This window comes from Nitrospirillum viridazoti CBAmc (genome assembly GCF_000730165.1).
Taxonomy (GTDB): Bacteria; Pseudomonadota; Alphaproteobacteria; order Azospirillales; family Azospirillaceae; genus Nitrospirillum; species Nitrospirillum viridazoti.
Window position 1 is genome coordinate 1,380,250 of the sequence record NZ_CP022112.1, and the last position, 24,763, is coordinate 1,405,012.

At 68.4% G+C, this 24,763-nt stretch carries 16 protein-coding genes; 7 read left to right on the forward strand and 9 right to left on the reverse strand.

Annotated features, from left to right (window positions below; translation table 11 throughout):
• Positions 1-168: 168 nt before the first annotated feature.
• The 5 genes from Y958_RS27480 to Y958_RS27500 all read right to left on the reverse strand — a co-directional run bounded on the left by Y958_RS27480 (position 169) and on the right by Y958_RS27500 (position 8,700).
• Entirely contained in the window at positions 169-3,003 is a 2,835-nt protein-coding gene (locus Y958_RS27480) for a TonB-dependent receptor (protein WP_040842874.1), read from the reverse strand.
• A gap of 524 nt (positions 3,004-3,527) precedes the next feature.
• The gene (locus Y958_RS27485) at positions 3,528-5,903 is read right to left on the reverse strand and encodes an FtsX-like permease family protein (protein WP_088875021.1); all 2,376 of its coding nucleotides are present in this window, start codon (positions 5,901-5,903) and stop codon (positions 3,528-3,530) included.
• Entirely contained in the window at positions 5,900-6,598 is a 699-nt protein-coding gene (locus Y958_RS27490) for an ABC transporter ATP-binding protein (protein WP_088875022.1), read from the reverse strand. Before Y958_RS27490 ends, Y958_RS27485 begins: the two co-directional genes overlap by 4 nt.
• Before the next feature lie 69 nt (positions 6,599-6,667).
• Positions 6,668-7,978, reverse strand: coding sequence for a sensor histidine kinase (locus tag Y958_RS27495; RefSeq protein WP_145960804.1), 1,311 nt, complete (start codon positions 7,976-7,978; stop codon positions 6,668-6,670).
• Positions 7,975-8,700 carry a response regulator transcription factor gene (locus Y958_RS27500; protein ID WP_186291528.1) on the reverse strand — a complete coding sequence of 242 codons (726 nt, stop codon included), beginning with the start codon at positions 8,698-8,700 and terminating at the stop codon, positions 7,975-7,977. The genes Y958_RS27495 and Y958_RS27500 overlap by 4 nt, the downstream gene beginning before the upstream one ends.
• Before the next feature lie 210 nt (positions 8,701-8,910).
• On the opposite strand from Y958_RS27500, the gene sodC reads away from it, so the two are divergent.
• The 4 genes from sodC (at position 8,911) to Y958_RS27520 (ending at position 15,082) form a co-directional block, all read left to right on the forward strand.
• On the forward strand, positions 8,911-9,462 hold the full coding sequence (sodC, locus tag Y958_RS27505; protein WP_186291529.1) for a superoxide dismutase family protein: 552 nt from the start codon (positions 8,911-8,913) through the stop codon (positions 9,460-9,462).
• A gap of 269 nt (positions 9,463-9,731) precedes the next feature.
• Positions 9,732-10,970, forward strand: coding sequence for an aspartyl/asparaginyl beta-hydroxylase domain-containing protein (locus Y958_RS27510; RefSeq protein ID WP_186291530.1), 1,239 nt, complete (start codon positions 9,732-9,734; stop codon positions 10,968-10,970).
• Positions 10,971-11,177: 207 nt separating this feature from the next.
• The gene (locus Y958_RS27515; RefSeq protein WP_186291531.1) at positions 11,178-13,556 is read left to right on the forward strand and encodes a sensor histidine kinase; all 2,379 of its coding nucleotides are present in this window, start codon (positions 11,178-11,180) and stop codon (positions 13,554-13,556) included.
• A complete protein-coding gene (locus tag Y958_RS27520; protein WP_088875027.1) occupies positions 13,553-15,082 on the forward strand; it encodes a response regulator in 1,530 nt (509 codons plus the stop codon). Before Y958_RS27515 ends, Y958_RS27520 begins: the two co-directional genes overlap by 4 nt.
• On the opposite strand, the gene Y958_RS27525 is transcribed toward Y958_RS27520, so the two are convergent.
• Positions 15,061-15,333, reverse strand: coding sequence for a DUF6356 family protein (locus Y958_RS27525; RefSeq protein ID WP_244909632.1), 273 nt, complete (start codon positions 15,331-15,333; stop codon positions 15,061-15,063). The genes Y958_RS27520 and Y958_RS27525 overlap by 22 nt on opposite strands.
• Before the next feature lie 120 nt (positions 15,334-15,453).
• Here Y958_RS27525 and Y958_RS27530 point away from each other — a divergent pair, with 120 nt between their 5' ends.
• The 3 genes from Y958_RS27530 to Y958_RS27540 all read left to right on the forward strand — a co-directional run bounded on the left by Y958_RS27530 (position 15,454) and on the right by Y958_RS27540 (position 21,074).
• Entirely contained in the window at positions 15,454-15,933 is a 480-nt protein-coding gene (locus Y958_RS27530) for an Lrp/AsnC family transcriptional regulator (RefSeq protein WP_088875028.1), read from the forward strand.
• A 166-nt stretch (positions 15,934-16,099) separates the two neighbouring features.
• Positions 16,100-17,359, forward strand: coding sequence for a sensor histidine kinase (locus tag Y958_RS27535; RefSeq protein ID WP_088875029.1), 1,260 nt, complete (start codon positions 16,100-16,102; stop codon positions 17,357-17,359).
• A gap of 139 nt (positions 17,360-17,498) precedes the next feature.
• Positions 17,499-21,074, forward strand: coding sequence for a response regulator (locus tag Y958_RS27540; protein WP_088875030.1), 3,576 nt, complete (start codon positions 17,499-17,501; stop codon positions 21,072-21,074).
• An 18-nt stretch (positions 21,075-21,092) separates the two neighbouring features.
• Here Y958_RS27540 and Y958_RS27545 read toward each other — a convergent pair whose 3' ends face one another.
• From Y958_RS27545 to Y958_RS27555, 3 genes are all read right to left on the reverse strand, one after another.
• Complete coding sequence (locus Y958_RS27545; protein WP_088875031.1) at positions 21,093-21,848, reverse strand: proteasome-type protease; 756 nt, start codon at positions 21,846-21,848, stop codon at positions 21,093-21,095.
• Between the two features lie 219 nt (positions 21,849-22,067).
• Entirely contained in the window at positions 22,068-23,018 is a 951-nt protein-coding gene (locus tag Y958_RS27550; protein ID WP_040846308.1) for an alpha-E domain-containing protein, read from the reverse strand.
• A gap of 3 nt (positions 23,019-23,021) precedes the next feature.
• The gene (locus tag Y958_RS27555) at positions 23,022-24,443 is read right to left on the reverse strand and encodes a circularly permuted type 2 ATP-grasp protein (protein ID WP_040846310.1); all 1,422 of its coding nucleotides are present in this window, start codon (positions 24,441-24,443) and stop codon (positions 23,022-23,024) included.
• Positions 24,444-24,763 lie beyond the last annotated feature (320 nt).

A 24,763-nucleotide genomic window follows, 5' to 3' on the forward strand; every position in this document is an offset into this window, starting at 1 on the left:
GGCCCGTCTTCCAGGTCGCTGTTGCCGGTACGTCCCCGCAGGGGCGAGGAAAAGGGTGAGGCGGGCCCCGGGACCACCTGGGTCTGGGCCCGCCTCACGAGGGCTCGGGGAGAAAGGCGAGAGGCGCCCACCGGCCGGGATGCCGGCGGGAGACCCCACCCTATCGGCTCAGTACTTGTAGGAAGCGCCGAGCAGATAACGAACGCCGTACTTTTCGTACCGCCAATTCTGCGTGGTATCGCCGTTGTAGTAGGTGATGACCGGCTCGTCGGTCAGGTTCTGGGCCTGCAGGACGATGGAGAGGCCCTTCAGGGCGCCTTCGCCGAAGTCGTAGCTGACCTGGGCATCGACCAGGGTTTCCGGCACCGCCAGGTCAAACTCGCGGCCTTGGCCGAAGCCGGTCTGTTCCGACAGGTAGCCGGAGCGGTGAGTGACCGAGACACGGGCGCCGAAGCCGTGGTTCTCGTAGTAGAGGGTGCCCTGCTCCGTCCACTTGGAGTAGCCGGCCACCGGCAGGCTGCTGTTGCCGGAACCCACACCCTGCGACCCGGCCTGCAGGTCGGTCTCTGTCCAGCCGGCGGCGCCGTTGATGCCGAAGCCCTCCAGCTTGGACCACACCATGTCCAGCGGCACGGCGAACGCGGCCTCCACGCCCTCGATCATGCCGCCGGTGCCGTTCACCGGCACGGTGACATAACCCAGGTTGGTGCTGGACCCGGCGGTGGAGTTGCTGGTGACGCCGGTGAAGTCCGTCACCGTGCTCTTGTTGTAGATGTTGTTTTCCAGGTGCTTGTAGAACGCCGCCAGCGACAGGTAGCCGGCACGGTTGAAGTAGTATTCGTAGGACAGGTCGACCGCGTCGGCGTACCAGGGCTTCAGGTACGGGTTGCCGCCGTTGCCGCTCCACGGACTGTTGTTCAGGTTGCCGCCGGTATAGCCGGCCTTGGAGCTGTCGAAGCTGTAGGCCAGGTTGGCCTGCATCTGGTCCATGCGGGCCCGCATCATCTCGCGGGCGGCACCCAGGCGGATCTGGTGGTCCGGGTTGGGCAGCACGAAGGACAGGTTCAGGCTGGGCAGCAGGTCGTTGTAGGCGATGCCCTGGGTGCGGGGGGCGTAGACGCCGGCGGCGGAGTTGGCGGTGCTGACGGCAATGCCCGTGGACGACTGGTCGGTATGGACCAACTGCAGGCCGACGTTGCCGGTGACCTTCACGCTACCCAGGTTGCCATCGACATCGGCCTTGACGAAGGCGGTCGTGACCTTCTCATCCACGGTGTAGTGGCTGTCGCCGGTGCAGTTGGCGCGGTACTGACCGCAAGGAACCAGGCTGTAGACGCCGCGGGACAACAATTCCACCGGGTTGTAGGCGACGGTGTTGCCCAGGCCGATCCAACTGAGGTCGGCGGTGCCCACCATGGCCCAGGACGGAATGGCGGCGCTGGCGCCCCTCACCCCGGTCAGCGGGTCGACCGGCGCGGTCAGGTTGGACGTCAGGGTGACGTACCATTCCGGCTGGTAGTATTCCTTGTTGCGCTCGGTGTAGTTCACGCCGATGTCGACGTCCTTCAGGAAGGCGACTTCGTGGAAGTCCTTCTTCAGGTCGCCCTTCAGCGAGTACAGGTCGTCATGCACCCGCGGCTTGTTCAGATAGCCATTCTGGGCATAGGGGGTGGTGCCGCCGTTCCAGTTGTTGGGATCGGTCAGCTTGATCAGGTTGGGGTCGGCGTAATTCAGGTTGTGGGTGTACTGGTACCCGGCCTCATTGGTGCCGACATTGGTGAACCCGATGGTGTCGGTGGCGCCCGACGACCCGCTGGAACCGGTGCCGAAGTAGGATTCGAAGCGGGTGGTGGTACGGTCGGCCAGGCTGTAGCCGGCGTCCAGGGTGCCGGTCCAGTCGCCCTTGGTGTACCGGCCGTTCCAGCCGATGGAGTACAGGTCGGACTGGGTGCTGCCCTCGTCGCTGCGGCCCACGGCCTTCACGCCGCTGAAGGCGCCGCTGGTGATCATGTTGCCAACGGTGGTGTAGCCGGGCAGCAGCGCCACAGGCGGCTGCGCGCCGATGGCCGAGCCGTTGCCCCACTGCAGCGGCATCTCGACGCCGCGCTGCCACTGGTAGTCCTGGTAGTGGGTGTAGAAGAAGTCCAGCGACGTGGTGAAGTTGTCGGTGGGCTTGTACTGCACCGTGCTCATGATGCCGGTGCGGTTGAACTCTTCGGAGTTGGCGCGCACCTCGTCACCGCCGATGACGTAGCTACCGTTGGATAGCTGCGGGTAGCCCCAGACGCGCGAGGTTTCCTGCTGCGTCGGCGAGTTCAGGTGGGCGATGGACAGCGACACGCCCAGGGTGTCGTGGGCGAACTGGTCGATGTAGGTGGCGCTGGCGCGGTAGCCCTTGTCCTCGCTGTCGGAGTTCAGCTTTCCGATGGAGGTCTGCTCATACCGGGCGGAGGCGGACAACACCTGCTTGCCGTAATCCAGCGGGCGCACGGTCTGCAGGTCCACGGTGCCGGCCAGGCCCTGGGCGGTGAAGCCGGCCTGCGGGGTCTTGTAGACCACGGCGCTGCTGATGATTTCCGAGGGGTACAGGTCGTATTCGACGCTGCGGTTGTTGCCGGTGGACACCTGCTCGCGCCCGTTCAGGGTAGTCAGGGTGAAGTCCGGGCCCAGGCCGCGCAGGCTGATCACCTGGGCGCGGCCGTCGACACGCTGGGCGGCCAGGCCGGGCAGGCGGGCCAGCGATTCAGCGATGGAGTTGTCCGGCAGCTTGCCGATATCCTCAGCCGAGATCGCTTCCACGATCTGGCTGGCGTCGCGCTTCGCCTCGATCGCCGTTTCCAGCGAGTGGCGGAAGCCGCTGACGACGATTTCCTGCATGTCGTCGTTGGCGGCGGCGGCATCGGCCGGCGCGTTCTGCGCCAGGGCGGACCCGTGCATCATCAGCACGGCGGCGCTGACACCCAGGGCCAACCTGGCGGCCAAACTGATCTTCGTGTTCCTCATGGCACCCTCCCCTTAAGTCTCGCCTTACGCGGGCCGTTACCCGGCCCAGTTGCTGCTGTTCTTCAAAGCGCCCGCCCGAACGGGCGGATACCCCCCGGGTCGCCCCGGCGTGAACGAAGGCTGTGGCCGCCCCGGGTCGACGGGGCACCTTGCACGACGTCATGAATGTCACGGTGTGGATCAGAGATGGTTCAGGTACGATTGTCCCAAGCATTTCAAACGCCTGGCCGTATCGCTTCCACCTGAACGTGCATCAACCTGGATTTGGGTGCTTGGGCACCCTGGCCCCGTATCCTCCCGAATTTGTGACGATCATAGTGGGGGGCGGATTTTTGTAACATAGTGCGCATACGTATGTGCAACGATCCAGTAACAGTCACATACGTATTCACACAGGAAAGTGGCCGTTAACCAATTCTGCTTCGCTCACCCAAATATTCACGTGTGCACGTGCACAATGAAAAAGGCCGGACCCTTGCGGATCCGGCCTGGCAATTACAAAACAACCATCAAACGGGGCAGGCTCATTCCGCCCGGAGAGCGGTGGTCACGGCAGCGCGCGCCGCGGTCAGCGCGGGGGCCAACGCCGCCAGTACCGCCACCACGAGGGCGATCCCCAGGCCCGCGGCACCACCCCAGACGCAGGCCTGGTAGTCGAAGGGGTAGCGGATGATGCTCTGGCCAAAGCGGGCCACCACCGGGCGGCTGATGAGTGGCGCCAATGCCCCGGCGACGCCCCAGCCCAGGACGGCGATCAGCACCGCCTCATAGATGAACAGACGCACCAGAGTGGCGCCGCCGCCGCCCATGGCCTTCATCACCCCAATCTCGCGCGCCCGTTCCGCCACGCTGACACCGATGCAGGCCGCCAAGCCCAGTACACCGGTAGCCAAGGCCAGGGCGGAGATCGCCATGAGGATGAGGGTGATGAAGTCCAGATGACCATCGATGATGGCCTTCAGCATCCCCGCCGTCTCCGCCTCCCCCACCTGGATGCCGGCGGTGGTCAGATCGTCCTGCAATTCCTGGGCGGCCTGGCGCTGGTCCGCGCCCGGAGCCAACGCCAGGTAGACCAGGTCGGCATCCGCCGGGGACGGGCGCAAGGCGTCCATCACCGCCGCCGGGGCGTAGATGCGGCCCGGTCCGAATTCCCGCACCACGCCGATCACGGTGACCGGTGCGGCACGGTCCCCGGCGCGCAGTTGATAGCCTCCCCCCAGTTGGAAAGCCGGCACGTCAGCCAGCAGCTTCTGCGTCACGACGACACCGTGGGGCTGCGTCCCGTCCAGCCACCGCCCGGCCAGCAGGTCGGGACGCAGCAGGCGGGTGTCCGCCGGCGGCGCCACCACGGGGATGGCGTTGCCCAGGCGCGCCCCGTCGGCGCCCAACGGGATGGCGGGGATTGCCCGCCAGTACTCCGCCGCGCGTATCTGGGCCCGGCCGGCCAGCAGCGGGCGCAGGCGGTCCGCCGGATAAGGCTGGCGCAGCGCCAGTTGCACGTCATAGGGCTTGGTCCGCGCCACGGCCGCCGCCGTGCCCTGCATGGAGGCGCGGACGTTCAAGGCCGTCAGGAAAAAGGCCAGACCGATGGCCAACACCAGGGCGCTGAGCAGGGCCGGGCGGGGCCGCCGCAGCACCGTCCCCACCGCCAGACGGGGCAGCAGGGGCAGGAACACGGCGCGGCCCAGCATCCCCACGCCCCAGCCGCCGCCCTGACCTTCGGCCCGTATCAGGGCCAGGCGCACAGGCAGGCGCACCGTCCGCCCCACCCGCCAAGTGGCCACCGCCAGGGGCGTGCCGACACCGAAGACCAGGATGACGGCTGCCACCCAGAGGGGCGGCCGGGGCGTCAACAGGTCGAAATTATTGCCGGCGGCCAGGAAACGGGCCATGACCGTGCCCACGGCCAAGGCGGGCCAGAGGCTGGCCAGGGCCGCCGCCAGGCCCAAGGCGCCCGCGGCCAGCAGATAATCACGCAGTACCTGCCCCGGCCGGGCCCCCAGGACCCGCAATACCCCCACCACCCGCCGTTCCCGCGTCATCATCCCGTCGATCAGGTTGACCACCAGCACCATGCCCATGACCAGGGTGGTCAGGGCCAGGCCGGCCATCAGCACCATCAGCGCGTCCAGCTGGTTCTGGTGGCCGTAGACCGGCATATCCTGGATGTCCATGCGCCGCACGGCCACGCCCGCCGCCGCCAGCATGGAGTCCACCGCCGGGGCCAGCGCGCCGGCGCTTTCCGGCCCGCTGGACGCACGCGTGGTCAGCAGCAGGCGGGTGCCGTCCAAGGCCTGGCCCCAGGCGGCCAGGGTGGCGCGGGTGACGTAGCCGTAGAGCACCATTTCCATGCGCGAGGGATGCTGGCCGGGATCGAAGACATAGCCGCTGAAGGTCCCGCTGGCGGTTCCGCCGCCGGCGAAACGCAGCGGCAGGGCCGCACCCGGTCCGCCTTCCATGAAATAGCGCCCATCGCGTTCCAGCAGCAGCCCGCCGGTGGGGGGCGGCCAAGCCTCCTTGGGCAGGCCGGCGTCGGGGGCGAACGTGGCCACCCGCAGGTCGCGGAAGTCGTCCACCACCGCCAGTTCCAGGGGCCACCAGCGGCCCGGCCTGGTTTGCACCCGCGCCATCACCAGGGGGCGCTCCTCCACCGCCGCCACACCGGGCAGGGCCGCCAGCCGGCGCAACACCTCCGGCGACACCGCATCGGTGCGCAGCACCAGGTTGGGCGGGTTGGTGCGGCGATAGCCGGCGTCCAGGTCCGTGCGCAGCAGGGAGTAAGCGGCCACCACCGCGCCGGCGACGAACAGGCCGATGGTCAGGCCGGCAAAAGCCATGAGGGTACGGCCCCAGCGCACACCGAAGTCGCGCGCCACCTTCTTCAGACGCACGGCGGTCATGGCGCGCCCTCCGCCATCCCACTTTCCATCACCTGGCCATCCTCGACCCGTAGCACGCGGTGATAGCGGTCCAGCCCGCCGCGTTCATGGGTGGCGACGATGACCGTGCGCCCATCGGCCACGCAGCGGTCGAACAGGGCGGTCACGCGCTCGCCATTGGCGCGGTCCAGATTGCCGGTGGGCTCGTCCGCGACCAGGATGGGCGGGTCGTTGGCCAGGGCGCGGGCGATGGCCACGCGCTGCTGCTCGCCGCCCGACAGGCGGCCGGGCGGGCGGAAGACGTGGTTGGCCAGGCCCATGTCGCTCAGCAGGGCCAGGGCCCGCGCCCGGCGCGCCCTGGGCGGCACCGTGCCCACCAAATCCATGGCCAGCACGACATTGTCCAGGGCGGTCAGGGTGGGGATCAGTTCGAAGAACTGGAAGACGATGCCGATGCTGGCCCCCCGGAAACGGGCCAGCGCCCCCTCCCCCAACATCTCCAGCGCCGTGCCGTTGACGCGGACGGAGCCTTGGCTGGCCCGGTCCACCCCGGTGATGAGGTTCAGCAGTGTGGACTTGCCGGAGCCGGACGCCCCCGTCACCGCCACATACTGCCCCCGGTCGATGGTGACGGTGGCGGGCCGCAGGGCGGCGTATTCGTCAGGCCCTTGGCGGAACGTCCGCCCGGCGGCCAGCAATTGAATGACAGGCGACACGAGAACCCCCTCTGTCGTTGAAGAGGGGGCAGCATGGCGGGGCCGTGTCAGGCGCCTTTGCCGCGATTGTCAGGAAAGTGTGGGGAAAGCCATGGTGGCGGTGGTGCCCACGTCCACCGTGCTGTCCAGCGTCAGCCGGCCGCCCTGCGCCACCACCAGGCTGCGGGCGATACCGAGGCCCAGGCCGGCGCCGCCGGTATGTCGGCCCCGGTGGCGGTCGACACGAAAGAAACGGTCGAAGACGTAGGGCAGGTCGGCCGCCGGGATGCCCCGGCCGTTGTCGGTCACGGTCACCCCCCAGCCCGCGTCGTCGGCCCACAGGCTGAGGGTGATGCGCGCGTCCGGCCGGCCCTGGGTGGCGGCCACGGCATTGTCCACCAGGTTGCCCAAGGCCTGGAACAGGCGTTCGGCGTCGACGTGGACGGTGGCGTCCGCGTCCACGCTCACCGACACTCCGATGCCGGCGCCCTCGATGCGGGATGAGAGCCGGGCGAAGGCGTCGCGCCCCCAGTCGGCCAACGGCACGGCCTGCCGCATCAGGGGAACGGGCCCCTCCTCCGCCCGTGCCGCCTCCAGGATGTCGCCGATCAGGCGATCCATCAGCGCGATTTCCGCATCCATCTGCGCCAGGTGCGGGTTCGCCTGTTCCGGCCGGCGGGCGATGGTTTCCCCCAATGCCCGCAGCCGGCCCAAGGGGGAACGCAGTTCATGCGACACGTCGGCCAGCAGCCGGCGCTGCCGCGTCTCGGCGTCGCGCAAGGCCTGCGACATGTCGTTGAAGGATTTGACCAGCCCCGCCAGTTCGCGCTGGCGCGGCGGATCCAGCGTCTCCCCGAAATGCCCCCCAGCCACGCGGGCGGCCAAGGTGGACAGACGGCGGAAGGCTGCCGTCAGGTCGCGCACCGGCGGCCAGATCAGCAGGGCGGCCAGTCCAATGAACACCAGCACGACGGGCACGAACTCCACATGGAAGGGTAGCGCCGGTTGGCCGGCGCGGCTCAGGACCAAGGTATCCCCGCCGGGCAGCGGGGCGGCCCCCACCAGAACCTCCAGATCCTGGTGCCCCGCGCCGATCAGCCGGGGATCCAAGGGTGGCTTGTCGGGGCGGCTGTCCGCAACGACGCTGCCGTCCGCCGCCAACACGGTCAGGCGCACGCGGCCGTGCGCCGCCCGCCAGGCCTGGACGACGGTCGCCGGGTCCTGGTCCACAGGCCAGTGGCTCCCCTGCCAGCGGGCCTCGTCCTGCAGGTCGCGCTGCCAATCGCCGTAGAGGAAGCGCGCCTGGAAGTGGAAGGACAGCGTCACCAGGATGCCCAGGCAGACGGCAACCAGCAGCAGCGCCCGCCAGAACATCAGGCGGAACAGGCCCGGCCCCCTCATAACAGGTGGAACCGGTAGCCCACGCCCCACACCGTGCGGATGAAGGTGGGGGCCTTGGGGTCGTCGCCAATCTTGCGGCGCAGGTTGCTGATATGGGTGTCGACGGCGCGGTCGAAGGCGTCCGTCTCCCCGCCCCGCACGCATTCCAGCAACATGTCGCGGCTGAACACCCGCCCGGGCTCCCCCGCCAGGCGGGCCAGCAGGTCGAATTCGGTGCGCGTCAAATCCAGGGCCTGGCCATGCAGGCTGGCGGCGCGGCTGCCGGCGTCGATGCGGAAGGGACCGGCATGGTGGATGGCCGGCGGGGCCGCCATCGGGCCCGCCCGGACGCAGCGGCGCAGCACCGCCTTGGCCCGCGCCTCCAGCTCCCACAGGCTGTAGGGCTTGGGCAGGTAGTCGTCGGCGCCCAGGTCCAGGCCGCGGATGCGGTCGGCCTCTTGCCCCCGGGCGGTGACCATGATGATGCCAATGTCGTGGTCGCGGCGGATACGGCGGCAGAGGGACAGGCCATCCTCCCCCGGCAGCATGATGTCCAGCACCGCCAGATCGACAGGATGCGCCCGCAGATGCGCGTCCGCCGCCGCCGCGTCCGCCGCCCAGTCGATCTGGAAACCGCTGTCGGCCAAATGGCGCACCACCAGGGGCGCGAGCCGGTCATCATCTTCCACCAGCAGGATGCGGCCCTGGCGTTTCAGACCATCGTCGGGCGGGGGTGGGATCATGGAGGCGGCCTTTGACAGCGATGTATGCACGCCCGACGATAGCGTGAAACGCCGGCCCCGCGACATAGTCGCAATCTTACGGCCTAAGCAGCCTGCCTGCTGGTCGGGCCTCGCCTTCTCCCCTATCATTCAGAGCGTTAACCAAACCTGCCTGCCCAAAAGCCCGCGCCCGGTAGACCCGGAAACGCCGGGCCCATCTGGAGGGAAAGCATGACGAAGTCCATTCTGCGCGCCGCCCTGCTGTCGGCCGCGATGGCGGTCGCCACCACCGCCCCGGCCCTGGCCGCCGGCGCCCCGGTCGTCACCACCGTCCACCTGATCACCGCCACCGGCGTGGGGGCCGCCATCGGCACCATCACCGCGACCGAGGGCAGCGGAGGCCTGGTGCTGACGCCCAAGCTGACCGGCCTGCCGCCAGGGGTGCACGGCTTCCACCTGCACGCCAACGCCTCGTGCCAGCCGGGGGAGAAGGACGGCAAACCCGGCGCCGGGCTGGGCGCCGGCGGCCACTTCGACCCCGCCGGCACCGGCAAGCACTTGGGCCCCACGGCCGACGGCCATAAGGGCGACCTGCCGCCGCTGACGGTCACAGCTGATGGCAGCAGCGCGCCCGAGCCGCTGACGGTGCCGCACCTGACGCTGTCCGACCTGGCCGGTCATGCCTTTGTGATCCATGCCGGCGGCGACAACTTCTCCGACACGCCGGAACCCCTTGGCGGCGGTGGCGGCCGCATCGCCTGCGGCGTGGTGGGCGAGAAGTAGGACCCCCCGCCACAGACGAGCAAAGCCCCAGCGGAACCCTCTGCTGGGGCTTAATTTTTTGCAGTTCGCCTAAATTTTAAGCTGTGTAACAAATCCTGACGCGCCCCCTTGTGGGGCCTCTTCCGCCCCGCCTATAGTAGTAGGCATAAAGGCAGGCCGGTGCGGCCAGGCCGGTAATGAAACCGGGAGGGTGCTGGCGGGGAATCGGTGCCGCGAGGCCTGCTGTGTTCCCGATAGGATCGGCACCACCCCGAAAACGCGGGGGCGTTATGGGTGACGAGGCGGAGGCCGGCGGAGGCCGACCGGAGGCAGAGGATCAGGCGCGCGGCCTGAACGCGGCGGCGGTCCGGGCCATGGCGGCGGGCCAGCCGGCGCGGGCTGTGGCCCTGCTGGAAGAGGCGCTGTCCTTCCTTCCCGGTCAGGTGCCGCTGTGGCTGAACCTGGCAGGTGCCCACCGCGCGCTGGGCCAGCCCCAGGTCGCCTTGTCGGCACTGGACCGGGCGCTGGCGCTGGACGCCCGGAACTTCATGGCCCTGCTGATGCGCGCCTCGCTGCTGGACAGTATGGGTCAGCCGCGCCAGGCGGGGGCAGCCTACGGCACCGCCTTGCAGTTGGCGCCGCCGGACGCCGTGCTGGACGCCGCCACCGCCCGGGCCGTGGCCCGCGCACGGGAACGCCATGCGGAATACCTCGCCGACCTCGACGGCTTCCTGAAAGGAGAGATCGACGGCGACCTGCGCCGCTGCGCCAGCGGGGAGGCGCGGCGCATGGCCCGCTTCGTCGACATGGCGCTGGGGCGCACCAGACCCTATCATCAGCAGCCGGCGCAGTTCTTCTACCCGGGCCTGCCGGCCATCGAGTTTTTCGACCGCGAGGAATTCCCCTGGCTGGCGGAGCTGGAAACCGGGACCGACGCCGTGCGCGCGGAACTGGCGGGTGTCCTGCGGGACGGGGACGATCCCCAGCGGTTCGTGCCCTACATCGCCTATCCCGAGGGCCTGCCCCTGGACCAGTGGGCGGAGCTGAACCATTCCCCGCGGTGGAGCGCCTTCCACTTCATGCATTACGGCCGGCCGCACACGGAAAATCGCGCCCGCTGCCCCAGGACCGCCGCCCTGCTGGACGCCATGCCCCAGCCGCAGGTTCCGGGCAAGTCACCCGCCGCCATGTTCTCGATCCTGAAGCCGCGCACCCGCATTCCCGCCCACACCGGCGTATCCAACACCCGGCTGGTGGTCCATCTGCCCCTGGTGGTCCCGCCCGGCTGCGGCTTCCGGGTCGGCAACGAAGTGCGGGAGTGGAAGGTGGGCGAGGCCTGGGTGTTCGACGACACCATCGAGCATGAGGCATGGAACGACAGTGACCAGACCCGCGTCATCCTGCTGTTCGACATCTGGCACCCGCACCTGAGCGCGGCCGAGCGCGAGATGATCACCCGGGTCATGACCGGCATTGATCGATTCAATGGTGACGGTCCCGCCCAGACCGGTCAAGAAAGCGGCCTTTAGGCTGGCGTCGGCTTGGCCAAGCTATGCCAAAGCATACAGTGAGCACGGCCGCGCATCGGTCCATATGACCGGGCGGTGACCGGTCCCAGCGGGCGCGTCCGGAGCGCGTCCCCCTTCCCCCTTTTTCGGACCGGGGCAGGTGGCACGCGGACCCTTATGACTTTCCATTCCTCCCCTACCCCTACCTCAACCCCGGCGCTGACGACGATGCGGCGGGACGGAGCGCTTGACCCGGACCACGCTTTGGAGGGCGGCATTCCGCGTCTGGGCCAATTCGGCCGCCGGGGCCTGCTGGGTGCGGCCGTGCTGCTGACCCTGGCCGTGCTGGCGGTGGCGGGGGCGCAGCTGCATCACGACGCCGACGCGCTGGTTGCCGACCTGCAGCGCCAGCTGCTGGCCCGGGCCCTGACCCTCACCCCGGCGCTGGAACAGGCGCGCACCATTGGTGACGGCGTGGCCACGCGCCTGTCGGGGACGCGGGCGGAACCCGGCAGCATCCAAGGCCTGCCTGCCAACGACGCCGTGCGCTGTGACGAGCGCTTGGCCCCCGACCCCGCAGCGCTGAACGCCCACCTGATCCTGGCAGCGCCTGACCAGCGTCCGCCCGCCGGCCCCACCGCCTGCCTTCTGTCCTTGCTGCAGAGCATCAGCCTGCTGGCCAGCGGCACGCCCATCAGTTCGGTCACCGTGATCGGGCCGGACTGGGCGCTGACCTATCCCGACATGCCCCGGGGCCTGCGCGACGACGTGACCGGCGACCGCTTGATCGCCAGCATCCGCGGCCTGGCGCAACGCGCGCTGAAGACCGGCCAAGGCATGATGAGCCCGCCCTATCGCAGCATGGTGGCAGGCCGGGGCGTCACCGCCGCCTATCTCACCCGATCCAGCGACCGGCCGGACTTCCTGGCCGTCACCGTCAGCCTGTCACTGGAGGGAATGTGGCGGGCGATCGGGCCCCTGCCGGACCTTCCCGGCAACGAACTGCTGATCGTCGATGCCAAAGGCACCATCGTGTCGCGTGGGGGCGCCCCGGCGGAGGCCGTGCTGCCGGACCCCAAGACCGGCGATCGTCCCAGCCTACCCTTGGCCGAGGTGCGAAAGGCCCTGGGGGGCGCGGGCCAGCCGGTGCGCGACGGCGCCTGGCTGACCGCCGCCCTGCCCCTGACCAACCTCGGCTGGTCGCTGGTGGTCCGCGTGCCCTGGGGGGATTTCCTGTCGGCGCTGCTCGGCAGCAGCCTGTGGCCGCTGAGCAGCGCGATCCTGCTGCTGGCCGGCATCTGGCTGGCCTACGGCGCCGCGTCGCGCCGGCTGCTGGCCCCGGCCATCCTGCTGGAGCAGCGCCTGCACAAGGCGGTGGGCGAATTGCGGCTGACCTTCGACAACATGACGGAAGGCTTGTGCCTGCTGGACCGCGAGGGCCGGGTGAGGGCGGCCAATGCCCGCCTGGCCACCGTGCTGGACCTGCCGGAGCATCTGACCCGGCCCGGCGCCACCCTGGCCGAGGTCAACGCCCACTTGGCCACCCTCTACCCCGCCGGCATACGGTTGTTGACCATGCCCATCCTGCTGGCCCGCCTGGCGGAGGGTGGCGGGCAGTACAGCTTCGACGCGCCCCTGCCCGGTGGCCGGCGCTGGTATGAGGCCCGCTTCCGGCTGGTCCCCGGCGGCGACATGATCGTGGGCCTGGCCGCCGACATCACCGCCCGCAAGCGCGACGAGCTGGCGCTCACCGCCGCCAAGGAGCGCGCGGTGACGACCCTGGCCCAGTTGCAGGAGACGCAGGACCAGCTGGTGGAAAGCGAGAAGATGGCCGCGTTGGGCGGCCTGGTGGCCGGTGTGGCGCATGAGGTGAACACCCCCATCGGCGTCGGTGTCACCGCCGCCAGCACCCTGGCGGAGCGCACCCGCCTGCTGGCCGGCGCCTTCGCCGAGCGCACCATGACCAAGGAGATGCTGGACGACTACCTGAAGCGGGCGGCCACGCTGACGTCGCTGATCCAGGAGAATCTGGACCGCGCCACGCGGCTGGTGCGCAGCTTCAAGCAGGTGGCCATCGACCAGCACCGCGACGCCGAGCATGAGGTGCGGCTGAAGCAGTACCTGGAGGACGCGCTGGTCAACCTGCGGCCGGAGCTGCGGCGCGGCCGGCACACCCTGGCCATTGAGGGGGACGGCGAGATCATCGTGCGGGCCGTGCCGGCCCAGCTGTGGCAGGTGGTCAGCAACCTGGTGCTGAACGCCGTGATGCATGCCTTCCCCGACCAGGAGGGCGGCACCGTGCGCGTCACCCTGGCCCGCTCAGGCCCCCGCGCCATCCTGGAGGTGCGCGACGACGGCATCGGCATGACCGCGGAGGTGCGCCACCGCTGTTTCGAACCCTTCTACACCACCAAGCGGGGCCAGGGCGGCAGCGGCCTGGGCCTCTCCATCGCCCATACCCTGGTCACCAGCGGCCTCAACGGCCGCATCTCCGTGGACAGCGCCCCCGGCGCCGGCACCACCTTCCGCATCGAAATGCCCCTGGTCCTGCCTCCTGCCAATTCGGCGGAGGCCGCGCCTGAAGCCCTCACCCGGACATCGCCATGATGACCTTCGACGACCTGTTCGCCCGGCCGCCCGCCGACCCGGTTCCGCCGGCGTCCCCCGTGGCGCCCCCCGTGGCGCCCTGGAAGGTGCTGATCGCCGACGATGACGCGGCCATCCACGCCGTCACCGAGCTGGCGCTGGAGGGGTTTCGCATGGACGGCCGGCCGCTGGCCTTCCTGCATGCCTATTCCGGGGTGGAGACCCTGCAGTGCATGGCGGAACATCCGGACATCGCCGTGCTTCTGCTGGACGTGGTGATGGAAAGCGACAGCGCCGGCCTGGACGCGGCCAAGGCGGTGCGGGAGCGGCTGGGCAACCGCCAGGTGCGCATTGTGCTGAACACCGGTCAGCCGGGCTCGGCGCCCGAGGCCGACATCATCGCCCGCTACGACATCGACAATTATCGTGAGAAGGGGGAACTGACGGAGCGGCAGCTGTTCACCCTGATGTATTCCTGCCTGCGCGGGTACCGCGACATCGCGGCGGTAGAGCAAAGCCGCCAGGGTCTGCGCAGGCTGGTCGACGCCTTGCCCCGCATCTTCCACCTGACCGCCGCCGACCGCCTGGCCCGCACCTGCCTGGAGCAGCTGGCGGGCCTGACGGGAGGGGTGGGGCTGAACGGCGTGGTGCTGGAGCAGGATCGGCCCGACGGTCCGGCCCGCGCCCTTGCCGCCTGCGGCCGGTTCGCGGAGTGGGCGGAGGATGGCCCCCTGCCCCCCGATGTGCTGGCCGCCCTGACGCTGGACGGCAACCTGCGGGAACACGACCGCTGGAGCGAATGGCTGCCCACCGGCGGCGGCGGGCGCCGCCTGCTGTATCTGGATGGTGTCGCCGCCGCCACACCCCTGGGCCGGGACCTGCTGGCCCTGTTCGTACGCAACCTGGCCGTGGCCTTCGACAACCTGCGCCTGAAGGAAGAGATCGAAGAGACCCAGCGCGAGATCGTCTTCCGCCTGGGCGAGGCGGTGGAGACCCGCAACCAGGAAACCGGCAACCATTTGAAGCGGGTGTCGGAGGCGGCGGGCATGATCGCCGCCTATCTGGGTTATGATGAGACCATGGTGTCGCGGGTGCGCTACGCGGCCCCCCTGCACGACATCGGCAAGATCGGCATCCCCGACCACATCCTGAACAAGCGCGGCCAACTGGATGCGGAGGAATGGAAGGTCATGCAGACGCACGCCGACATCGGCTGGCGCATGCTGAAGGACGCACGTCAGGACATCCTGCGCGCCGGCGCCGTCATCTCCCTTCAACATCATGAGAAATGGGATGGGACGGGCTATCCCCGCGGCCTGCGCGGGGATGAGATCGACCCGCTGGCCCGCATCGTCGCCGCCGCCGACGTGTTCGATGCCCTAGGCAGCCACCGGCCCTACAAGACGCCCTGGCCCCTGGAACGCATCCTGGAGCATATGGTCAAGGAGCGGGGCCGCCATTTCGACCCCACCGTGGTGGACGCCATCCTGGCGTTGGCGCCGGCGCTGATGGAAAGCCGGACGCGTTACCCGGATATCGAGCGGTAGCCGGCACCTCCGGTGCCTTCCCCCCGGGCGGCCTTGCGGTTGCGGTTCACCACCATCTCGTCATACAGGGTGGTGATGGTGCGGCTGCCGGTGCGCACGAAGAGGCCCGGCACGGCAGCGTGCACCAGACAGGCCAAGCCCGCCAGCACCATACGGCCGCCGAAGGATGCCGCCATGACGGCATGCTCACCGTAGTTTTCCTGGACCGACCGCGGGTGGTCGATAAACAGCTTGCCCAACATGGTCCGCATCTTCCCCTGTCATTCGGTGCCAATGACATCAGCATAACCCGGACGGCCTTGAGAAAAATCCCAAACTGTCCCACTGTTGCCGGAATGTATGGTGAATTCATCCCATGAAATGGCGGTTATATGGATCATCTTGACAAAATCGACATCCGGCTTCTGCAGTTACTGCAAGAGGACGCCTCGCTGTCCATCGCCCAGTTGGCCGACACCGTGGCCCTGTCGGCCAACGCCTGCTGGCGCCGGGTCAAGCAGCTGGAGGAGGCCGGCATCATCCGCCGCCGCGTCGCCCTGCTGGACGCCGACCTGCTGGGCTGCGGCATCACCGTGTTCGTCGCCATCCGCACCAACCAGCATGACGAAGATTGGCTGGAGACGTTCGCCCGGGGCGTGGCGGACATCCCCGAAATCGTGGAGTTCTACCGCATGAGCGGCGACGTCGATTATCTGCTGAAGGTGCTGGTGGCTGACATTCCCCATTACGACCGGGTATACAAGCGCCTGATCAAGGTGACCAAGCTGACCGACGTCAGTTCCAGCTTCGCCATGGAACGGATCAAATCCACCACGGCAATCCCCCTGCCGGTCCCCCTGCCGCGTCCCTAAAGGGGCATACGCCAAAGGCAAGATCGCCAGCCGGGGAAAACTGCGTCATGTTCCGTTTCTGTTTTGCCCCATCCGTGTTGCGAAACGCGGTGGGTTTTTTTATGGGCGGTTGGCGCGTCGCGGTTTCGTGAGGGTGCCGGGTTTGATGAGGGCGTAAGCCGTGGACATGCTGCTGCGACAGCGGGTGCGACTGGCGGGGCTGGCGGCCCTGGGTGGCATCGTCGCCCTGCTGTTGATCATGCAATCCATCTTCGCGGAGGTGGTGAGCAGCGAGAGGTGGGTGAACCACAGCCATCAGGTCCGCACCACGGCGACCCTGGTGCTAAGCCACATCCTGTCGGCGGAATCAGCCCAGCGCCTGTACCTGCTGGTCCACGCGCCAGAGGCGCGCGACCGCTTCCAGGGCTATCGCGACGACACCACCAACCAGTTGCTGGCGCTGACCACCCTGTTGAGCGACAACCCGGACCAGGTGCGGCGTGCATCCACCCTGACGGCCCTGGCCAATGCGCGGCTGGATGCGCTGCAGGTGCTGATGCAGGCCCCCACCGGATCGCCCACGGACACCATAACCCTGGAACGGGGCGAATCCCTGATGGCCGAGGTGCGGGAGCAGGTAGCCATCATCGACGGCACCGAGCAGGCGCTGCTGGTGCAGCGGCAAGGCCGGGTCAACACCCTGCGCCTGCTGTTCGTGGCCGGCAGCGTCGTCATCTGCCTGGTGGCCGGCGGCCTGGTCTGGCGCCTGTCCAGCGGCGCCATGACGGAGGCGGACCGCGAAAGCCGCATGCGCCAGCAGTTGCAGGACATGCTGGACGAAAAGGGCCGCCTGCTGCGCGAGATCAACCACCGCGTGGGCAACGGCCTGGCCATGATCGGTACCCTGCTGCAGCTGCAGACCCATGACACCAAGGACCCGCAGGCCGAACGCGCCCTGGCGGAGGCCCGCACCCGTGTGCTGGCCATCAACGAGGTCCACAAGCGCATGCTGCAGGCCGAAACGGTGGACGAGGTGGAGTTCGGCGCCCTGCTGCCCGCCTTCTGCCGTGAGGTGGCGGCGGAATACGGGGCGCTGGACCGGGTGCAGGTGACCAGCACGCCCGTGCTGCTGCCGGTGGAGACGGGTGTCGCGCTGGCGCTGATCCTGAACGAGATGCTGACCCCCACCCTGCGCCGGTCGGACGAGCTGTGCAGCCCCGTGCAGCTGACCCTGGCGGTGGTGGACAACCGGCTGTCTTGCATCATCGACGACCCCAGCGGTCAGTTGCCCACCGATATGGGAGCCGCCCGCCTGGCCGGCATCGGCATGACCGTGGTCCAGGCGCTGTGCCGCCAGATTGGCGCGGAGATGGCCTTCGATAAGGCCGGCACGCAGTTCTACATCTCCATCACCGTGCCCCGGGCGCGCAAGGTGCAGGCGGCCTGAAAGCCGACCGCGCGGGCCACGTCTAATTTATTGAAAAATCGGATCTGCAACGATCCTGTCTTGCGGCTGTGCCTGTATTTCCCGGTGGCTTTCGCTATGATGGCGCGACCCTGACGTTTAGCCGGAAAGGCACAACGGCTTGCCAGCCCACTACCTGAAGCTGCACGGCAAAGGCCTGCGCGCCCGGCTGCAAATCCTGCTGCTGGTGGTGGTGGCACCCCTCACGGCCCTGTCCATCGCCGACTACGGCGCCCGGCGGTCGGAGGCCATCGCCGGCGCCCAGGCCCAGGCACTGGGCCTGGCGCACGCGGTGGCCGGGCAGCAGGCGATGCTGATCGCCCAGGCCCGGCATATCGCGGACACGCTGATCAGCGAAAGCGCGCGCCTGCCGCTGGAGGAGTGTGTGCAGGACGCGCGGCTGATAAAGGCGGCCCATCCCTGGATCACCAACGTCAATCTGATGGGACCGGATGGCCAGGCCTTCTGTTCCTCCTCCGCGCCACCCTTCCAGAGCTTTGGCGACCGCGACTATTTCCAGACCCTGATCAAGACCGGCCAGCCGACCATCAGCGATTTCCTGATCGGCCGCACCTCGGGCCAACCGGTGATGGTGGTGGCGCAGATGCAGGCCACCCCCAAGGGCGGCGTCGCCCGGGTGGCCAGCACCGCCATCAGCCTGCAATGGCTGGAGGACATGGGCCGGCAGTTGGTGGAGACGCGGCACGCCGTGTTCCTGGCGGTGGACCGCCATGGTCATATTCTGGCGCGCTATCCGGAGGCCGGTGCCGAGGTGGGGGATGGCGAACCTCGCTCGCCCTTGATCGGCGCCATGCTGGCCACGCCGGACGGCAACGCCGACACGGTCGATTTGCATGGCGTGGGCCGGCTGTTCGGCATCGCCAGCGTGGGGGATACTGGTGCCCGCGTGGCCGTCGGCCTGTCCAAGGCCGATGTGCTGGCCGCCGCCAACATCGATTTCCGCCGCAACCTGGTGGTGGTTCTGGCCGTCACCCTGCTGGCCTTCGCCGTGGGTGTGGCGGGGTTGGAGCTGTCGGTCCTGCGCTGGCTGCGCGCCCTGGGCGACGCGGCGCAGCGCATCGCTGCCGGCGACCGCGCCATCCACATCGACAGCCCCGGCAGCGGGCCGGAACTGGAGGCCGTGGCCCAGGCCTTCAACGCCATGGCTGACGCCGTCGCCCGGCAGGAGCAGGAACTGGTGGCGCGGGAGGAGCGTTTCCGCGACCTGACGGAGGTGTCGACCGACTGGTACTGGGAAACGGACGAGACCCACCGCCTGACCTACATCTCCGACGGGGTGCAGTTCGTGGGCATCGACATGACCCAGTTGCTGGGCCGCACCCGGCGGGAGCTGTCGACCAATGCCGACGCCGCCCACTGGGTGGTCTACGAGGGTTTCCTCAACACACGCACCCCCTTCCGCGACTTCACCTATTCCGTCCCGGGCCCAAACGGCCAGATCCGGCACGTGGAAATCTCCGGCCGGCCCTATTACGCGCCCAACGGCCGCTTTCGCGGTTTTCGCGGAGTGGGGCGCAATATCACGCCCCTGGTGGAGGCGCGCCAGCACCTGCAGGAACGCGACAGGCTGCTGACCACCATCCTGGAATCCATCGACCAGGGCATCGTCGCCTTCGACGCCCAGCTGCGCCTGTCCATCCGCAATCGCCATTTCCTGGACCTGATGGGGCTGAAGGCGGGGGATTGCCCGCCCGGCCTGCCCCTGGGGGAGGTCGAGCTCCTGCTGAAGGATGGCGCCGCCGACCCGCTGGCGGGGGTGCGCTCGCCGGAGCCCATGACCTATGAGCTCACACGGGCCGATGGCAGCACGCTGGAGGCGCGGGCCATCCCCATGCCGGGCGGCGGCTTCGTCGTCAGCTATATGGACATGACGCTGCAGCGGCGGCAGGTCAGCGACCTGATCGACGCGCGGGACCGCCTGGCGGCGCAGGCGCGCGAACTGCGCACCCTGGCGGAGGAGCTGGACGCAGCCCGCCGCGCCGCCGAGGCGGCCAACGCCGCCAAGTCGGACTTCCTGGCCAACATGAGCCATGAGATCCGCACGCCCATGAACGGCGTCATGGGCATGGTGCAGCTGTTGCTGGAAAGCCCGCTGACCGCCGACCAGGCGACCTACGCCGCCATCATCCGCGACAGCGCCGAGGCCCTGCTGTCCATCATCAACGACATCCTGGACATCTCGAAGCTGGAAGCGGGGCGGGTGGAGCTGGAGGAGGTGCCCTTCGCCCTGGCCGACGTCACCGCCGGCGTGCTGGCCATCCTGGAACCACGCGCCCGCGACAAGGGCATCCGGCTGGAAACGATGGTGGTGGGGGCGGCCCCCGGCCATTATCGGGGCGACCCGTTCCGCCTACGCCAGGTCCTGCTGAACCTGGTGGGCAACGCCGTGAAGTTCACAGAGAGGGGATCGGTCACGCTGGAGGTGGAGGTGGGCATCGCCAAGGACGGCCTGGTGCCGCTGCACTTCGCCGTGCGCGACACCGGCATCGGCATCAGCGCGCCAGCCCAGGCGCAGTTGTTCCGCAAGTTCGGACAGGCGGACACCTCGATCTCCCGCCGCTTCGGCGGGTCGGGTCTGGGCTTGGCCATTTCCCAGCGGCTGGTGGCGCTCATGGGCGGCGCCATCACCCTGGACAGCACGCTGAACCAGGGCAGCACCTTCGCCTTCACCGTGCGCCTGCCGGCGGCGCGCGCCAAGGATATGCCCAAGGCGCAGGCCCTGCCCCCGATACAGGGATCGCCATCGGCCTCGCCCCTGCGCCCCAGCCGACCGCCCAAGCCCATCCGGCCCGGCCTGCCCGCCGGCAACGGCGCCCGGCTGCTGGTGGTGGACGACAACTCCATCAATCAGACGGTCGCCCGGACCATGCTGGAGAAGCTGGGCTATCGTGTCACCCTGGCCGGCGACGCCCGTACAGCCCTGGATCTTTACGAGCGCGAAACCTTCCACGCCGTGCTGATGGACATCCAGATGCCGGAGATGGACGGCGTGCAGGCCACCCAGCGCATCCGCGACATTCAGGAAGGAACGGGCCGGCCGCGCACCCCCGTCATCGCCATGACGGCCAACGCCATGGCCGGCATGCGCGAGGAATATCTGGCCGCCGGCATGGACGACTACATCGCCAAACCCTTCGCCCTACCCACCCTGGCCACCACTGTGGCGCGCTGGGTCGCGGCCGGCGGGCCGATCGAGGACAGTGTGGAAGCAGCCGTTCCCGCCACCCCCGCCGCTTCAACCTCAGTACAGGTCCCGGTATCGGCCCCGGTATCGGTTTCCCCGGTATCGGTTCCGTCGGCACCGGTGGCCGGTCCGCCCGTGCTGGACCCGGCCCCGCTGCGCCAGCTGGCGGAGCTGTTGGACACCGACACCCTGGCCGACCTGGTCATGTCATCGGTGAACGAATGCGAAGCGCGGGTGGCGGCGCTGGAGGCCCTGGCGAACACCAGCGACACCGACGCCATGGCCAGGGCCGCCCATACCCTTATCGCCACGGCGGGCGATATCGGGTTGCGCCAGATGCAGGCAACGGCCACCCGCATCCAGACCTGCGCGCGCGCCGGCAAGGCGGACGAGTGCCGGCCCGAAATCGCCGCCCTGGCGGCGGCCTTGCCCGCCAGCCTGGCCGCGGTGGCCGCCGTGCTGAAGCCGCTACTGAAGAGGAACGAAGGGTAATACCAAGCCGGCGGCGCCTTACACCTGGCGCTCACCCGCCCACCATTCGTCCGCCGTAGGCAGCGTGCCGTAGCTTTGGCGCAGGGCGTTGGACCAATGGTCGCGCACATGCTGGAAATAGCTGTCGGTCTCGGTGATGCGGCGGTGGATGCGCAGCTGCATATCGTCGCGATGGTAGACCGCAAGGTCGATGGGCATGCCGACAGACAGGTTGCTGCGCAGGGTGCTGTCCATGGAAACCAGCACCAGCTTCACCCCGTCCTGCACCGGCGTGTCGTAAGAGACGACACGATCCAGGATGGGCTTGCCGTACTTGTGCTCCCCGATCTGCAGGTAGGGCGTTTCGGGCGTCGCCTCGATGAAGTTGCCGGGCGAATAAATCTGGAACAGGCGCATGCCCCGGCCCCGGATCTGTCCCCCCAGCAGGAACGACGCGTCGAAGCCCACGCCCTGCGCCTTCATGGCCAGGCCGTCGCTGTTGTAGACGTCGCGGATGGCGGCCCCCACCAGCTGGGCGGCGCGGAACATGGACGGGACGGTGGCCAACGTTTCCGGATCGGCATCGCCGATGGAAACGCCTTCGTGCAGGCGGTTCACCACCGACTGGCTGATGGACAGGTTGCCCGCCGTCAGCAGGACCATGCAGCGCTCACCCGGGGTTTCGAACCGGTGCATCTTGCAGAAGGTGGAGATGTTGTCGACCCCCGCGTTGGTGCGGGTGTCGGAGAGCATCACCAGCCCAGCCTTCAGGAACAGGGCGACGCAATAGGTCATCTTCAGGCCTCGACATGCGGGACGCCATCCTTGACGGGCGGCTTTCTTCCTCAGGTGGGGGATAGGCACCCCGACGAACAGGGCGCCTATCCCCATGCCCCGTCATACCGCGAAACCGGCGGCTGTCACCAGGGGGTGCGCACGTTAAGTATTGGCGACGGCCCGGAAACGCAACGAATGGATCCGGCCGCAACCGGGGCCGGATCCCACCGCGTCGGCTCAGCGGACGTTGAGGTAGAAGCCGCTGATCTCCTGGCCCAGGCGCAGCATGTCGTCGATGAACTGCGTCACGTATTCGTGCAGGCCGAACTGGAAGATGTCCTCCACCCGTCCGTAGCGCAGCCGGGCATGGATCTCGCCCGCCAGGCGGTGGCACTCGCCCCGCTGGCCGCCATAGCGCACGGCCAGGGCCTCCAGCAGGTCCACCACATGGGCCAGGCAGGCCACCAGGGACCGGGGCATTTCCGGCCGCAGGATCAGCAGCTCGGCGATCAGCCAGGGCTTCAGGCGGTCATGATAGACCCAGTGATAGCTGCGCAGGGCGGAGACGGCCCGCAGGATGCTTTGCCACTGATAATAATCCAGCACCCCGCCCACGCCCTCATGGTCCGGCAGCAGGACGTGATACTTGACGTCCAGGATGCGGGCGGTGTTGTCCGCCCGTTCCAGCAGCGTGCCCAGATGGGTGAACAGGTAGCCGTCGTTGCGCAGCATGGTATTGGCATAGGTGCCGCAGAACAGCAGGGAGCGCTGCGCCACCCAATCCATCAGGCCGGGCAGGCTGTCCGCCGCCAGGCGGTCGGCCTTCAAGGCCCGGGTCTGCTGCCAGGTCTCGTTCAGCGCCTCCCACGTTTCCACTGTCAGGGCGGTGCGCACGGCGCGGCCGTTGCGCCGGGCTGTCTCGATGCAGGACACGATGCTGGACGGGTTCTCCGGGTCCAGCACCAGATAGTCCAGCACCAGGGAGGGCACGATCTCCCCATGCTTGGCGAGGTAGCCTGGCTCCGTCCCGGTGGCCACCAGGGTGGAGCGCCACTCGTTGCCCGGATTGTCCAGGGACAGCGACATGTTGGACATGCGGTTGCCCACCTGCACCAGGCGCGCGACGCTGGCCGCCCGCTCCATATAGCGGGCCAGCCAGAACAGTCCGTCTGCGGTACGGCTCAGCATTGGTCAGCGCTCCAGTACCCAGGTGTCTTTGGTGCCGCCGCCCTGGCTGGAATTCACCACCAGGGAGCCCTCGCGCAGGGCCACGCGGGTGAGCCCGCCGGGCACCACCCGGATCTCCCGCCCGTTCAGCACGAAAGGCCGCAGGTCGACATGGCGGGGGGCGATGCCCTGCTCCACGAAGGTCGGGCAGGTGGACAGCGCCAGCGTCGGCTGGGCGATGTAGTCGGCCGGCCGCGCCTTGATGCGGTCGGCGAACACCGCCCGGTCGGCGGCGGTGGATTGCGGCCCGATCAGCATGCCGTAGCCGCCGGACCCGCGCGTCTCCTTCACCACCAGTTCGTGCAGGTGCTCCAGCACGTATTTGCGGTCGTCGTCCCGTTCGCAGAGATAGGTGGGGACGTTCAACAGGATGGGTTCTTCTCCAAGATAGAAGCGGATCATTTCGGGGACGAAAGGATAGATTGCCTTGTCGTCCGCGATGCCGGTGCCGACGGCGTTGGCCAGGGTGACCCGGCCGGCGCGGTAGGCCGCGAACAGGCCAGGCACGCCCAGGGCGCTGTCGGGACGGAAGGTCAGCGGGTCCAGGTAATCGTCGTCGATGCGGCGGTACAGCACGTCCACCCGCTTCGGCCCTTGGGTGGTGCGCATGTAGACGAAGCCCTCGTCCACGAACAGGTCGCCGCCCTCCACCAGTTCCACGCCCATCTCATCGGCCAGGAACGAGTGTTCGTAATAGGCGCTGTTGTAGGACCCGGGCGTCAGCACCGCCACGGTGGGGGCATCGCGGCAGGCGGGCGGCGCCACCGACTTCAGCGTGTCCAGCAGGTCTTCCGGGTAGTGGGAGACGGGCGCCAGCTTGTGCATGCCGCAGAGGTCGGGTAACAGGCGCAGCATGGCCTCGCGGTTTTCCAGCATGTAGGAGACACCGGACGGCGTGCGGCAATTGTCTTCCAGCACATAGAAATTGTCCGCATCCAGTCGGACGATGTCGATGCCGGCCACATGGGTGTAAGCGCCGGCCGGGGGCAGGAAGCCCTGCATCTCGGGTCGGAAGCTTTCGTTCCCCAGCACCATGCGTTCCGGCACCTTGCCCGCGCGCAGGATGTGGCGTTCGCCGTAGACATCGGCCAGGAAGGCGTTCAGCGCCTTCACCCGCTGGTGCAGGCCCAGCGACAGCCTGTCCCATTCGGCCCGCGCCAGCACGCGGGGAATGATGTCGAAGGGGATCAACCGTTCCGGATCCCCACCTTCCGTGTACACCGCGAAGGTGATGCCCACACGCCGGAACAGCGTCTCCGCCTCGCGGCGCTTCAGTTCCAGTTTGTCGGACGGCATTTCGCGCAGCCATCGTTCGATGTCCGCATACGGGCCGCGCACCTCATCCGACATGCCCATTTCATTGAATGGACCGTCTGCTTTCGCCATAAACCCCTTCCCCATCGGTAGGCCCGACTGATTGGTTGAGCAAGAGCCACGCCAACTCGGCCTAGCCTAGGAACTGCCCAGGAAATATGCGTTCCGCCAAGGACGCAAAAGCATGGGCGCCCAATGCGCAGGCATCCGCCCGCCGTTCATCGCCCATAAATTGTGCAGATGCTCTTATAGCCCTGGCCTCCGCCCGATGCGGACCCCGATGCGGACCGTTGCGGCGATATGATCACAGGTTTCCTCCTCAACCGCGCGCCGGCCGCCCTGGCAAACCAAAAGGCGCGCTTATCCTTGTCTGCCTTCAATCGAACAGGCCC

What these genes read in the sequence shown, in the direction of transcription:
- Y958_RS27530 (WP_088875028.1), top strand. Translation starts at nt 15,454, where the DNA reads ATGGATCATCTTGACAAAATCGACATCCGGCTTCTGCAGTTACTGCAA.
- Y958_RS27545 (WP_088875031.1), bottom strand. Translation starts at nt 21,848, where the DNA reads ATGACCTATTGCGTCGCCCTGTTCCTGAAGGCTGGGCTGGTGATGCTC.
- sodC (WP_186291529.1), top strand. Translation starts at nt 8,911, where the DNA reads ATGACGAAGTCCATTCTGCGCGCCGCCCTGCTGTCGGCCGCGATGGCG.
- Y958_RS27520 (WP_088875027.1), top strand. Translation starts at nt 13,553, where the DNA reads ATGATGACCTTCGACGACCTGTTCGCCCGGCCGCCCGCCGACCCGGTT.
- Y958_RS27485 (WP_088875021.1), bottom strand. Translation starts at nt 5,903, where the DNA reads ATGACCGCCGTGCGTCTGAAGAAGGTGGCGCGCGACTTCGGTGTGCGC.
- Y958_RS27535 (WP_088875029.1), top strand. Translation starts at nt 16,100, where the DNA reads ATGCTGCTGCGACAGCGGGTGCGACTGGCGGGGCTGGCGGCCCTGGGT.
- Y958_RS27510 (WP_186291530.1), top strand. Translation starts at nt 9,732, where the DNA reads ATGGGTGACGAGGCGGAGGCCGGCGGAGGCCGACCGGAGGCAGAGGAT.
- Y958_RS27555 (WP_040846310.1), bottom strand. Translation starts at nt 24,443, where the DNA reads ATGGCGAAAGCAGACGGTCCATTCAATGAAATGGGCATGTCGGATGAG.
- Y958_RS27525 (WP_244909632.1), bottom strand. Translation starts at nt 15,333, where the DNA reads ATGCGGACCATGTTGGGCAAGCTGTTTATCGACCACCCGCGGTCGGTC.
- Y958_RS27550 (WP_040846308.1), bottom strand. Translation starts at nt 23,018, where the DNA reads ATGCTGAGCCGTACCGCAGACGGACTGTTCTGGCTGGCCCGCTATATG.
- Y958_RS27500 (WP_186291528.1), bottom strand. Translation starts at nt 8,700, where the DNA reads ATGATCCCACCCCCGCCCGACGATGGTCTGAAACGCCAGGGCCGCATC.
- Y958_RS27515 (WP_186291531.1), top strand. Translation starts at nt 11,178, where the DNA reads ATGCGGCGGGACGGAGCGCTTGACCCGGACCACGCTTTGGAGGGCGGC.
- Y958_RS27495 (WP_145960804.1), bottom strand. Translation starts at nt 7,978, where the DNA reads ATGAGGGGGCCGGGCCTGTTCCGCCTGATGTTCTGGCGGGCGCTGCTG.
- Y958_RS27480 (WP_040842874.1), bottom strand. Translation starts at nt 3,003, where the DNA reads ATGAGGAACACGAAGATCAGTTTGGCCGCCAGGTTGGCCCTGGGTGTC.